The following is an 11,686-nucleotide window of genomic DNA, read 5'->3' as shown; positions in this document are numbered from 1 at the left end:
GGATACTGGCAAGTGCGCTTCTTCGACGTGCCGATCGGCATCATCGACCAGCAAACACGCAGGCTGCGGCGCTGCGCTAGCGCAGCGCCGCAGCCAACCAAATCATGAACGAGTGTTACCCATCGATCCGGTCTGTTTTGTTACCCATCCATCCGCTGGACAAGCGGAGCGCGCTGCGATAGTGTGCCTCGGCGGACTCTGTCGCAATTGATCAGGACGAACTCGCGCCACAACAAAGGTGCGTTCCCTCCCCCCTTGCGGGGGAGGGTTAGGGAGAGGGGTGCCACACGGGGACTCTCTCGATCAGACAAGCGGCTATGCAAATCCGCACCCTCACGCCGGCTTCAGCGAGGCCAGCGCGGTTTCCAGCAGCGAGCGTACTCGCGCGGCATCGCCTGATTTAACCACCGCCGGGTCGAGATAGAGCTCGAGGCCGGGCGCGCGTTCGGTGATGATGCCGCTCGTCTCCGCCGCCGCGTCGTTCAGCGAATCGACCGAATAGGGAATAACCTCGCGGTTGATGCCCTTCATCGTGATCGCGGGCAGCGCATGCGCCCTGACGGTCTCGTTCACCAGTGCAAAGGTCTCGTAGCTCAGCACGATGCCGCCGGGCTCGGCGATCGATTGCAGGCGCGCGGCGAGGTTCGCCTCGGCTCCGATGATGGTGTAGTCCATGCGGTCGCTGCTGCCGAAATTGCCGACATTGCAATAGCCGGAATTGATGCCCATGCGGGCCTTGAACGGCAGCTCGATTCCGGACGCCCGCCATTTCGCATTGAGCTCGGTGAGGCGGTGCTGCATGCGCCAGGCCATCTGAAGACAGGCCTGCGCATCAGTGCGGTCGCCCTTGGTCTCGGGGTCGCCGAAGAAGATCAGCATGGCATCGCCGATGAACTTGTCGATGGTGCCGCCAAATTCGTGGGCGACCGCCGACATCTCGGTGAAATATTCGTTGAGGAGCTGGGTCAACAGCTCAGGCTGCAGCCGCTCGGCGGTCGCCGTGAAATTCTGGATGTCCGAGAAGAAGATGGTCAGCTTCTTGCGCTCGGTGTGGATGGTGACGTCCTTCTGGCCGGAGAAGATGCTCTTGTAGACCTGCGGCGGGATGTAGCGCGAGATCTTCATCGAGAGCGCGGCGAGGAAGTCGTTGGCGGATTCGAGTTCCTTGTTCATGCCCTTGATGCGGCCGGCCTGGCGGCGCTGCAGCGAGAGGAAGGACAGGCCGCTGCCGGCGGCGATCAGGAAATAGGCCAAGAGAAATTTGAACGAGAAGATGTTGGCCGCGATCGGCTGGGCAATGATGACTTCCTGGATGCCTCTGACGTCGCCGACCTTCCAGTCCTTCTTCGGGCTTTCGGGATGGCTGTTGTGGCAGCTGACGCAGGCAGGGCCCATCACAACGGGAGCGACCAGACGGACCTTGTCGGAGAACAGCGAGGTGTCGGTCTCGACGATCTTCTGCTCGGGGTCCTTGCGAAGCGCATCGAGCGCGTCCTTCTCGAACTTGTCGAGCTGGTGCTGGGCGCGGTTCTGGAACGGGAAATCCGACACGAAGCGGTAGGTGATGTTCTCCTGCTGCGCGCCGATCACCCGGCCAAGCTCCAGCGACAAAGTCGCCGGGATCGGGATCGCACCGGGGATGGATTCGTAGTTGTGGACGACCTTTGTGCTACCGTTCGGGTTGGCCAGTACCCGCCCGACCACGTTGGACGCATAGTAGCTGCGCACGCTTGATATGACCGAATTGAGATCGACGGCCTGGCGGCGCAGCGCCGTCTTGCTGAGCTCGGTCAGGTCCAGCCAGACCGCAAGCGGCAGAGCGAGCAGGAGGAACGCGATCACGGTGCCGGTGAGAATGCCGCTTTTGCGCTGTTCTTCGGCGATCTCTTGTTTCACTCTGTGGCTCCGTTGTGTGCTTTTGTCGCGAATTCGGGGATTTGCGGCGCAGCCTGCGGCGGAACAGAGCCCGCAAACGCGCGCCCGCGCAACCCCATTTTATGGGGGTCACAGCAGGCATCTTTTCGTTTCATGATGAATGTTTAAGATCGACTTGAACCTGCATTCACTCCGCCGGGAGATCCCATGACCGAGACCATCCGCATCAAGCGCTTCAATGCGCGCCCCGTGATCGTGCCGATGAATTTGCCGCTCCTGACCTCGACCGGCGCGGTCGCGAAAGCGCCGCTGGTGCTGATCGACTGCGAGACCGACCAGGGCGCCGTCGGGCATGCCTATCTGTTCTCGATCACGCCGTCGGCCCTGAAGCCGCTGACCGCGATGGTCACGGAAATGTCGGAGCTGCTCGCCGGCGACGAGCTGCTGCCGATCGAGATCGAGCGCAAGCTGACCCAGCGCTTCACGCTGCTCGGCCTCGCCGGCCTGCAACGGCTGGCGCAGTCAGGCATCGACATGGCGGCATGGGACGCACTCGCCCGCGCACGCGGCCTGCCGCTCGCCCGCCTGCTCGGCGGCGCGCCAAAACCAGTCAGGGCCTACAATTCGAAGGGGCTCGGCATCATGCCCGCGGGCGCCGCGGTGGAAGAGGCGCACAAGCTGCTGGCCGAAGGTTTTCACGCCGCAAAGATCCGCGTCGGCCGGCCCGATGCGCGGGAGGACCTCGCCGTCGTCCGCGCGGTGCGCAAAGCCGTCGGCGACGAGGTGACGCTGATGTGCGACTACAACCAGGCACTCACGGTGACGGAAGCCATCCGCCGCGGCGAGATGCTCGACGACGAGGGCCTGACCTGGATCGAGGAGCCGATCCGCCACGACGATTATGAAGGCTGCGCCCGCATTGCGGATGCACTGCGCACCCCGGTCCAGATCGGCGAGAATTTTGACAGCGCCTTCTCGATGCAGACGGCGCTCTCAGCTGAAGCCTGCGACTATGTGATGCCCGACGTGCAGCGGATCGGCGGCGTCACCGGCTGGCTGCGCGCCGCCGCGCTCGCGCATGCCGCGGGCATCGAGATGTCGACGCACCTGTTCTCGGAGGTCAGCGCGCATTTGCTCTGCGTGACACCGACCGCGCATTGGCTGGAATATGTCGACTGGGCCGATGCGGTGCTGGCGACGCGGCTGAAGATCAAGGACGGCTTTGCGCTGCCGAGCGAGGAGCCCGGCAATGGGATTGCATGGGACGAGGCGGCGGTGAAGAAGTATCTGGTTGGTTGACCACAAGCACAGCCCCGTAGCCCGGATGGAGCGCAGCGCAATCCGGGAAACGACAACCCGCTAAATCGAGTTAAAAATCATGAGCCGCTTCTGGAGTTCCGTCGTCCGCGACCTCTCGCCCTACGTGCCCGGCGAGCAGCCAAAAATCCACGACCTCGTCAAGCTCAACACCAACGAGAACCCTTACGATCCCTCGCCGCATGTGCTGGCTGCGATCGCGGCCGCGACGGATCGCCTGCGCTTCTATCCCGATCCCGGCGCGACCGTTTTGCGCGAGGCCATCGCAGACCGCTACGGCGTGGCGACCGATGAAGTGTTCGTCGGCAACGGCTCGGACGAGGTTTTGGCCCACACGTTCCAGGGCCTGCTGAAGCAGGACGCGCCGCTGCTGTTTCCCGACATCACCTACAGCTTCTATCCGGTCTATAGCCGCCTGTACGGCATCCATTACGAGGAGGTGCCGCTCGATGCCGCGATGAAGGTGCAGATTGCCGACTTCCGGCGGCCGTGCGGCGCCATTCTCCTGCCCAACCCGAATGCCCCGACCGGCATTGCGCTTCCGCGCGACGCGATCGAAGCGCTGGTGAGCGAGCATCCGGACCAGCTGGTGGTGGTCGACGAAGCCTATGTCGATTTCGGCGCCGAGAGCGCCGTTCCGCTGGTTGCGCGCCACGACAACCTCCTCGTCATCCAGACGTTCTCGAAGTCGCGGGCCCTGGCGGGCTTGCGCGTTGGCTTTGCCATCGGCCAGCGGCCCCTGATCGAGGCGCTGGAGCGGGTGAAGGACAGTTTCAACTCATATCCGCTCGATTGCCTCGCCATCGCCGGCGGAGTTGCCGCGATCACGGACGAGGCATGGTTCGAGCAGACCCGCGGACGCATCATCGCGAGCCGGGAGAAGCTGGTCCGCGACCTCCAGGGATTGGGCTTCGAGGTCGTGCCGTCGATGGCGAACTTCGTGTTCGCCCGCCATCCCGGCCACAGCGGCGCAGAGCTCGCAGCCGGGCTTCGCAAGCACGGCGTGCTGGTCCGGCATTTCGCAAAACCCCGCATCGGGGATTTCCTGCGCATCACGGTCGGGACCGAGGATCAATGCAGCCGCTTGATCGCCGTGGCACGCGAGCTGGTTTGATACCCATGACCACATGGCGCCCGCATCCCCACATCCGCGTCGTCGCGATCGGCCTGCATTGGCGCGACGGGCGCCTGCTGGCGGCTGAAGTCCGCGACGATGCGGGGCGGATCAAGGGGGTGCGTCCGCTCGGCGGCGAGATCGAGTTCGGCGAGAGCTGGCGGACGGCGCTGCTGCGCGAATTCAACGAAGAACTCGGCATCGACGTCACCATCATTGGCGCGCCGCTGCTGATGGAGAACATTTTTATGCACGAGGGCGCGACGGGCCACGAGGTGATGTTCATCGCCGAGGTCGCGTTTCCGGAACGCGCGTTCAGCGGCCAAGAACGCATCGATTTCCGCGAGGATAATGGAGAGCAGATCGTCGCGCGCTGGTTCGATGTCGCGGAGCTCGACGTGGACGGCGGGCCGGACCTCTATCCGACCGGGCTGAAGGCGTTGCTGCTCGGGAGATGGATCTGAATACATCACTGCCTCCACATCGTCATTGCGAGCTTAGCGAAGCAATCCAGACTGCCACTGCGGAAAGACTCTGGATTGCTTCGCTACGCTCGCAATGACGGAATTTGAGGCAACAGCGCCGCCTGGTCAGTACGCTACCAAAACTCCGCGCCCGGGATATTCTTGCGTACGGCCAGGCGCTGGATCCAGATGCAACGGCGGACGGACCGGTTGGAGCGGCCGACGGCGGAGATGCCCTCGCCGGCCTGAAGCAGCGGCGCGATGGTCTCGCGCAGCGTCCGGCAGCGCTGGAGCTCGGCCTGCCAGTCGATGATCGCCGCATCTGCGCGTGACGCGATCAGCGCCAGCGTGGCCATGGCAAGACAGCTCGCCCGCATCGTGCCCTTCACTGTGATTCTCCCAAATCACGGCGGTAGCGGAAATTGCAATGTGGCGCGCCTTGCATGATCGTCTGCGTGCGCGTGAGCCTGACATCAGGGCCAAAGCCTTCTGCTGTCGCGAAGTCCGCCGTGCAGATCAGGAGAAAGCCGAGCTCCGGCTCGCCCAGCGCCTTGTAGAACTCGGCATAGGCGCAGCGCTTCACGTCGAATGCGAAGGAGTCCTGCGTCTGCTCGATGACGTCATAAGCGAGCGCGTCGTCGCGGGCATAGGTCTTGAACGCCGATGACACGGCCTTGCCGAGATCCGTCTCGTTCTTGGCCTTCCAGAACTCCTCGCCAAAGCCGCGATAGAGATCACCGAGCGCCTTGCGCACCAGCGCGTCGGCACGGGCCTCGCCGAGCTCGGCCTGAAGCGCTTTGACCAGCGGCACCAGAATTTGTGCCTGGATTTTTGCCTGCGCGATGACGGAAACGGTCATGGGTCAGCCTCGCATCCGAGGTACGGACCATAGCACACCGCTGTTGCAAGATAATATCGTGGCTTGCCTGCGCGAGGTTCGCGGCGGCAGCCCGTCTACGCCCGTTGGGCTTCGGCGTGGCATCCTTCACTCGGCTATCGCGAGCGAAGGATGGTGGGCGCGACAGGGATCGAACCTGTGACCCCTACCATGTCAAGGTAGTGCTCTCCCGCTGAGCTACGCGCCCTAGATGTCGTCTAGATGGGTCGGGGTCCCTATAACGGCTCAGGGGAGCCGGTGCAAGGACGGAAGGGGGCCGATTTAGGCCGCCAGCATCTTGTTCACTTCGCTCACCAATTCGCGCAGATGCACGGGCTTGGACAGCACCTTGGCGTTCTTGGGGGCGTCCGAATCCGAGTTCAGGGCGACCGCGGCGAAGCCGGTGATGAACATGATCTTGATGTCGGGATCGAGTTCCGAGGCCCGGCGGGCGAGCTCGATGCCGTCCATTTCCGGCATCACGATGTCGGTCAGCAGCATCTCGAACGGCTCTTCCCGGAGCCGCTGATAGGCGGCCATGCCGTTGTCATGGGATGAGACCTGAAAACCGGCGTTTTCCAGCGCCTTGACCAGGAAACGGCGCATGTCGTTGTCGTCTTCGGCGAGCAGGATTTTTGGCATGGCTTGAACGTCGAATCCCCAAGGCAGTCGCAAGGCATCAGCAGAGGTCACTAAGCCCGACAGAGGGTAAATTTCGGGTGAAAATCTTTACCCTGGGCCCGACCGGCGCGGCCCCCTTGTGAACCCGAATGGGCTGCGAATCAATCGAGCAGCGCCCGCCCGTCCCCGCCTCGATGCTCGCACGGTTAAGACATGATCCAGTGCCGATCACATCTTTTCGCTTGGCAGAATGGTTGTGATTCCGGACAATGACGACACATAAGAGCCGTTGGACGGCCGAATCATTGCGTTCAGATCCTTGCCGGACCCTGTAGCGCGCCTGGGGATGAAGCCTGAGAAGTAAGGGACGAAGCCTGAGAAGATGACCCGGTTTGACGGCGAGGTGTCGCCAGCCTTCGAGATCTTTGAGCCCGCCGAGTGGCGCGCGCCCATTATCTTCAACTCGCCCCATTCCGGCTCGACCTACCCGGACGAATTCCTCAGCGCCTCCAGGATTGACCTGCCGCAGCTGCGGCGGTCCGAAGATTCCTTCATGGACGAGTTGATCGGCCATCTCAGCGACCGCGGCTTTCCGACCGTGCGGGTCAACTTTCCGCGCTCCTATGTCGACGTCAATCGCGAGCCCTATGAGCTCGATCCCCGCATGTTCACCGGGCGGCTGCCGAGCTTTGCCAACACCCGCTCGATGCGGGTCGCCGGCGGCCTCGGCACCATTCCACGCGTGGTCGGCGACGGCCAGGAGATCTACCGCGAGCGCATCCTGGTCGACGATGCGCTGGCGCGGATCGAGACGCTGTACAAGCCCTATCACCGCGCGCTGCGCCGGCTGATCAACAAGGTGCACCAGATGTTCGGCACCGTGGTGCTGGTGGACTGCCATTCGATGCCCTCGGTCGGCGTCAGCAGGGACGAGCCGCGCCGGCCCGACATCGTGATCGGCGACCGCTACGGCACCAGCTGCACGCCGCTGCTGCCTGATCGGGTCGAGGAAACCATGACCGGGCTCGGCTATTCGATCGGCCGCAACAAGCCCTATGCCGGCGGCTTCATCACCGAGCATTACGGCAACCCCGCGAGCGGCCTGCATGCGGTGCAGCTCGAGCTCAACCGCGCGATCTACATGGACGAGCGACGGCGCGAACGCGGGCCGCGCTTTGCGCAGGTGGCGTCCGACTTCGGCGTGCTCGCCGACGTGCTGGCGACGACGATCCCGTTCGGCGATCTCGGCCCGTTCCAGGCCGCCGCGGAATAGACGAGAGCTTTTTTCTTCTTGAGATCGCGCTGCCTGCAATTGGCGCGCACGCGTTTCGCTTGGTGTCCCTGCCTGCGCCAAAATGAAAACAGAGGCGCCAAGAAAAAAGGGCCGCTTCTGATGAAGAAGCGGCCCAAGTCTAGGGAGGAAACGCCCAAGGAGGGCAGCAGTAACGCGAGAAGCGCTACCGCACCGCAACAATATGCGGCCGCGACGCACAAAGTGCAAGGGCTTTTGAGCCATTTCCCATGCAATACGGACATAGCTCATTTGCTTACAGCGAAACCCAGATTCAGTTTCTTTGATAAGGAAATTCAATGGGTTGATAGTCGTTTGCATACGAACAAGGCAAATTCGGAACTAAGTTTTCAACTCAATGATCGATATTTGACCAACCTATGACGGAGGCAAGGCAGCGGCCTCCGGCATCCAAAATACCAGGGTGCAAATCAAGACAGCGCTGCACGCAAGAGGCGAATTGAGTTAGGCAGAGATAAGCTTCACCCGACTTTCGTTTTGAGGATGCGCCGTGACGGTGATCGACTTCTCAGCCTTCATCGGACGGCTCGCTACCGCCTCCGGCGAGACCATCCTGCCGCTCTTCCGCACCTCGCTGTCGATCGAGGACAAGAGCAAGGCCAAGGATTTCGATCCCGTGACGGAGGCCGACCGCGCCGCCGAGGCGGTGATGCGGCGGCTGATCAAGGCCAGCTTCCCCCAGCACGGCATCGTCGGCGAGGAGTTCGGCAATGAGCGCGAGGAGGCCGACTACGTCTGGGTGCTCGACCCCATCGACGGCACAAAATCCTTCATCGGCGGCTTTCCGATCTGGGGCACGCTGATCGCGCTCTTGCACAAGGGCACGCCGGTCTACGGCATGATGCACCAGCCCTTCATCGGCGAGCGCTTTTCCGGCGACAATGGCTCGGCCACCTATAACGGCCCCTCCGGCGAGCGCCGGCTGCAGGTCCGCCGCTGCGCCTCGCTCGCGGAAGCCACGACCTACACGACCAGCCCGCTGCTGATGAACGAGCGCGACCGCGCCATCTTCGGCCGCATCGAGAAGGGTGTGCGTCTCTCGCGCTATGGCGGCGACTGCTACTCCTATTGCATGCTGGCGGCAGGCCACATCGACCTCGTGGTCGAGACCGAGCTGAAGCCTTATGATATCGCGGCCCTGATCCCGATCGTGACCGGCGCCGGCGGCGTCGTCACCACCTGGGAAGGCGGGCCTGCCCAGGGCGGCGGCCGCATCGTCGCCGCCGGTGATGCGCGGGTTCACGAAGAAGCACTGAAACTGCTCAACGGATAAAGATCCAAGGGGCTTGTATGAAGAACCGGCGCACGCTCCTTCTCGCGGCTTTGCTTCTGTTTCCCACCCTCGCCTCCGCCCAGAATTTCCCGACCAAACCGATCAAGCTGATCGTGCCCTTCCCGGCCGGCGGCCCCAACGACATCATTGCCCGCGTGATCGGCCAGCGCATGTCGGAGCTGTCGGGGCAGCCGGTGCTGATCGACAATCGCGGCGGCCAGGGCGGCGTGCTCGGCACCGACGCGGTCTCCAAGGCCGCGCCCGACGGCTACACCATCGCGATCTCCTCGGCCGGCGCGCTCGCGATCAGCCCGAGCATGGAACGGGTCGCCTACGACACCTCGAGCGACCTCGCGCCGGTGACGCTGGTTGCGACCGTACCGGAAATGCTTGTCGTCGCCACCAATGTGGAGGCGAAAAACGTCAGTGAGCTGATCGCGCTCGCCAAGGCGCAGCCCGGAAAACTCAACTTCGCCTCTTCCGGCCCCGGCAGCCTGCCGCATCTGGCCGGTGAACTGTTCAAGCTGACGGCCAAGATCGACATCGTGCACGTGCCCTATCGCGGCGCCGCGCCCGCGGTGAACGATTTGCTCGGACAGCAGGTGCAGATGACGTTCCTCGATCTCCCCGTGCTGCTGCCGCAGGTCAAGGCGGGCGCCCTGCGGCCGATCGCGGTCGGCTCGCCCGAGCGCTCACCGACGGCACCCGAGGTGCCGACCATGGCGGAAGCAGGCTTTCCTGCTCTTCGCATCGAGAACTGGTACGGCATGGTCGCGCCAAAGGGCACGCCGAAGGAGATCGTCGCAGCGCTGCATGATCTCGCAACCAAGGCCATGGCGGATCCCGCGGTGAAGGAGAAGCTCGCCCAGCAAGGCGCGACGCTGATCGGCGATGAGCCCGAGCATTTTCGCAGCTTCATCGCGGATGAGACGAAGAAGTGGGCGAAGGTGATCAGGGACGCTGGGGTCGAGACGGCGAAGTAGGCGCAATGAGCCCACGACCTCACACCGCCGCTGCCCTTAAATGCTCCACCAGCATCTTGGCCGGCCTTGGCAGCGTCTTGAAACTCCGTGCGCAGATCACGAGCTTCCGGTTGGCCCAGGCGTCGCGCAGCCGGACCATCGCGAGCGGCATCAGTTTTGAACAGCGGCGGGCTGCGGCTTCAGGCACGAGCGCGACACCGACGTCCGCAGCGACCATCTGGCAGATCGCGTCGAAGTCGCGCAGCCGCGCGCGGAAATGCGGGCGCATGCCGAGCCGCGCCGCGTGTTTTGAAATATGCATCTGAAGCGCGGTGGCGCTGGTCAGCCCAACGAATTCGCAATCGTTCGCCTCCTGAAAATCGATCTGGCGGCGGCCGGCGAACGGGCCACGCCTCGACGTCACCAGCGTCAGGCGGTCCTCGCTGAACACAAAACGCTCGATATGCTCCGGCAGTGCGTGCTCGGCAGCAAAACCGAGATCGGCGGCGCCCGCGGTGATGGCGGCGGCGATGTCAGTGCTCTCGCGCTCCTCGATGTCGATGGCGACGTCGCGATGCTCGCGCAGGAAGCCGGCCAGCGCCTTGGGCAGATGCTCCGAGAGCCCGGAGGTGTTGGCGAGGAAGTGCACGCTGGCGCGCACGCCGCTGGCAAAGCCGGCGAGGTCGCCGCGCATGGCGTCGATCTGGTGCATCACGACCCTGGCATGATCCAGCAGGCTCTCGCCGGCCGCCGTCAACTCGACGCCGCGCCGCCCGCGTTTGAGCAGCGCGACCCCGAGCGCGTCCTCAAGGCCCTTGATGCGCGCGCTGGCCGAGGCCAGGGCCAGATGCGACCGCTCGGCGCCACGGGTAATGCTGCGCTGGTCGGCGACTGCAATGAAAAGCTGGAGGTCGACGAGGTCGAAGCGCATGGCAGGTCTCCTCAGCCTTCGCTCTGGACGAAGGCTATCTCCGTAACCTCCAGATTGTGCCCGCGCGCGGCTTGGGTCAATGTGGGGACATGATTGACCCTCTCCTCATTGTCATCGCTGCCGTCTTCCTGGTCGCCGGATTCGTCAAGGGCGTGGTCGGGCTCGGCCTGCCGACCGTGTCCATGGGCCTGCTCGCAGTGAGCATGGCGCCGAGCCGCGCGATCGCCATCGTGATCGTGCCCGCCATCGTCACCAACATCTGGCAGACCTTTTCCGGCCCTTATCTGCGCGACATCCTGCGGCGGCTGTGGCCGCTGATGATCGGCACCGTGATCGGATGCTGGCTCAATGCCGGCGCTCTGACCGGTCCGCATGCTCGCTACGGCACGATCGTGCTCGGCATCCTGCTGGTGATCTACGCGATCATCGGCTTGAGCAAATTCAAATTCCACGTCGCGCCGCAGAACGAGAAATGGGTCGGCGGCGTGGTCGGCGTGATCACCGGCGTGATCTCGGCCTCAACCGGCGTGCAGGTGATCCCCTCGATGCCGTTCATGCAGGCGATCGGCATGGAGAAGGACGAACTGGTGCAGGCGCTCGGCGTGTTCTTCACGACGGCGACGCTGGCGCTTGCCTTCAACCTCACCGCCGGCGGATTGCTGACGCCGGCCAATGCCGTGCCGGGCGCGGTAGGCATGGCCATGGCCTTTGCCGGCATGTTCGTCGGCCAGTCGGTGCGGGCGCGAATGCCGGCGGAAGCGTTTCGCCGCTGGTTTTTGATCGCGATGATCTTGCTGGGCGTGTATCTCGCCGGCAGCGCGCTGCTGAAAGAGTTCGCGTAGAGACTAGAGCGGTTCATCGATTGATTGAATCGGGAGGGATTCCGTCGGGCGGCGGTTTGTGATTCAAGATGCTGGCTGGATCGGAGGCCAGCATCAGA

General features: G+C 63.7%; 12 protein-coding genes and 1 tRNA gene. 7 read left to right on the top strand and 6 right to left on the bottom strand.

Features of this window, described 5'->3' with window-relative positions; all coding sequences use genetic code 11:
- Positions 1-333: 333 nt before the first annotated feature.
- A complete protein-coding gene (locus tag BMW89_RS36905) occupies positions 334-1,896 on the bottom strand; it encodes an adenylate/guanylate cyclase domain-containing protein (protein ID WP_092035245.1) in 1,563 nt (520 codons plus the stop codon).
- A 186-nt stretch (positions 1,897-2,082) separates the two neighbouring features.
- Between BMW89_RS36905 and BMW89_RS36900 the strand changes: the two genes are divergently transcribed.
- The 3 genes from BMW89_RS36900 (at position 2,083) to BMW89_RS36890 (ending at position 4,770) form a co-directional block, all read left to right on the top strand.
- Positions 2,083-3,174, top strand: coding sequence for an enolase C-terminal domain-like protein (locus BMW89_RS36900; protein ID WP_092035244.1), 1,092 nt, complete (start codon positions 2,083-2,085; stop codon positions 3,172-3,174).
- Positions 3,175-3,253: 79 nt separating this feature from the next.
- The gene (gene hisC, locus BMW89_RS36895; RefSeq protein ID WP_092035243.1) at positions 3,254-4,306 is read left to right on the top strand and encodes a histidinol-phosphate transaminase; all 1,053 of its coding nucleotides are present in this window, start codon (positions 3,254-3,256) and stop codon (positions 4,304-4,306) included.
- Positions 4,307-4,311: 5 nt separating this feature from the next.
- Entirely contained in the window at positions 4,312-4,770 is a 459-nt protein-coding gene (locus BMW89_RS36890) for an NUDIX hydrolase (RefSeq protein ID WP_177196588.1), read from the top strand.
- A 134-nt stretch (positions 4,771-4,904) separates the two neighbouring features.
- On the opposite strand, the gene BMW89_RS36885 is transcribed toward BMW89_RS36890, so the two are convergent.
- The 4 genes from BMW89_RS36885 to cpdR all read right to left on the bottom strand — a co-directional run bounded on the left by BMW89_RS36885 (position 4,905) and on the right by cpdR (position 6,289).
- Complete coding sequence (locus tag BMW89_RS36885; RefSeq protein ID WP_092035246.1) at positions 4,905-5,147, bottom strand: hypothetical protein; 243 nt, start codon at positions 5,145-5,147, stop codon at positions 4,905-4,907.
- Between the two features lie 8 nt (positions 5,148-5,155).
- The gene (locus tag BMW89_RS36880) at positions 5,156-5,629 is read right to left on the bottom strand and encodes an L-2-amino-thiazoline-4-carboxylic acid hydrolase (RefSeq protein WP_092035241.1); all 474 of its coding nucleotides are present in this window, start codon (positions 5,627-5,629) and stop codon (positions 5,156-5,158) included.
- A gap of 151 nt (positions 5,630-5,780) precedes the next feature.
- Positions 5,781-5,855 (bottom strand) — tRNA-Val (locus BMW89_RS36875).
- A gap of 74 nt (positions 5,856-5,929) precedes the next feature.
- A complete protein-coding gene (cpdR, locus tag BMW89_RS36870; protein ID WP_007597092.1) occupies positions 5,930-6,289 on the bottom strand; it encodes a cell cycle two-component system response regulator CpdR in 360 nt (119 codons plus the stop codon).
- Positions 6,290-6,650: 361 nt separating this feature from the next.
- Between cpdR and BMW89_RS36860 the strand changes: the two genes are divergently transcribed.
- The 3 genes from BMW89_RS36860 (at position 6,651) to BMW89_RS36850 (ending at position 9,836) form a co-directional block, all read left to right on the top strand.
- A complete protein-coding gene (locus tag BMW89_RS36860) occupies positions 6,651-7,541 on the top strand; it encodes an N-formylglutamate amidohydrolase (protein ID WP_092035240.1) in 891 nt (296 codons plus the stop codon).
- A gap of 529 nt (positions 7,542-8,070) precedes the next feature.
- The gene (hisN, locus tag BMW89_RS36855) at positions 8,071-8,853 is read left to right on the top strand and encodes a histidinol-phosphatase (protein ID WP_092035239.1); all 783 of its coding nucleotides are present in this window, start codon (positions 8,071-8,073) and stop codon (positions 8,851-8,853) included.
- A 17-nt stretch (positions 8,854-8,870) separates the two neighbouring features.
- Complete coding sequence (locus BMW89_RS36850) at positions 8,871-9,836, top strand: Bug family tripartite tricarboxylate transporter substrate binding protein (RefSeq protein ID WP_092035238.1); 966 nt, start codon at positions 8,871-8,873, stop codon at positions 9,834-9,836.
- A gap of 19 nt (positions 9,837-9,855) precedes the next feature.
- Here BMW89_RS36850 and BMW89_RS36845 read toward each other — a convergent pair whose 3' ends face one another.
- Positions 9,856-10,746, bottom strand: a complete 891-nt coding sequence (locus BMW89_RS36845) for a LysR substrate-binding domain-containing protein (protein ID WP_092035237.1) — start codon at positions 10,744-10,746, stop codon at positions 9,856-9,858.
- An 89-nt stretch (positions 10,747-10,835) separates the two neighbouring features.
- Between BMW89_RS36845 and BMW89_RS36840 the strand changes: the two genes are divergently transcribed.
- Positions 10,836-11,588, top strand: a complete 753-nt coding sequence (locus BMW89_RS36840; protein WP_092035236.1) for a sulfite exporter TauE/SafE family protein — start codon at positions 10,836-10,838, stop codon at positions 11,586-11,588.
- Positions 11,589-11,686: the final 98 nt, after the last annotated feature.

It is taken from the genome of Bradyrhizobium sp. OK095 (assembly GCF_900109945.1).
Taxonomy (GTDB): Bacteria; Pseudomonadota; Alphaproteobacteria; order Rhizobiales; family Xanthobacteraceae; genus Bradyrhizobium.
The sequence above is the reverse complement of the archived record's forward strand: the minus strand, read 5'-3'. Positions and strand labels throughout refer to the sequence as shown.

Coding starts and splice junctions, on each gene's coding strand:
- BMW89_RS36900 (WP_092035244.1), top strand. CDS start 2,083: ATGACCGAGACCATCCGCATCAAGCGCTTCAATGCGCGCCCCGTGATC.
- hisC (WP_092035243.1), top strand. CDS start 3,254: ATGAGCCGCTTCTGGAGTTCCGTCGTCCGCGACCTCTCGCCCTACGTG.
- BMW89_RS36890 (WP_177196588.1), top strand. CDS start 4,312: ATGACCACATGGCGCCCGCATCCCCACATCCGCGTCGTCGCGATCGGC.
- BMW89_RS36885 (WP_092035246.1), bottom strand. CDS start 5,147: ATGCGGGCGAGCTGTCTTGCCATGGCCACGCTGGCGCTGATCGCGTCA.
- BMW89_RS36880 (WP_092035241.1), bottom strand. CDS start 5,629: ATGACCGTTTCCGTCATCGCGCAGGCAAAAATCCAGGCACAAATTCTG.
- cpdR (WP_007597092.1), bottom strand. CDS start 6,289: ATGCCAAAAATCCTGCTCGCCGAAGACGACAACGACATGCGCCGTTTC.
- BMW89_RS36860 (WP_092035240.1), top strand. CDS start 6,651: ATGACCCGGTTTGACGGCGAGGTGTCGCCAGCCTTCGAGATCTTTGAG.
- BMW89_RS36850 (WP_092035238.1), top strand. CDS start 8,871: ATGAAGAACCGGCGCACGCTCCTTCTCGCGGCTTTGCTTCTGTTTCCC.
- BMW89_RS36845 (WP_092035237.1), bottom strand. CDS start 10,746: ATGCGCTTCGACCTCGTCGACCTCCAGCTTTTCATTGCAGTCGCCGAC.
- BMW89_RS36840 (WP_092035236.1), top strand. CDS start 10,836: ATGATTGACCCTCTCCTCATTGTCATCGCTGCCGTCTTCCTGGTCGCC.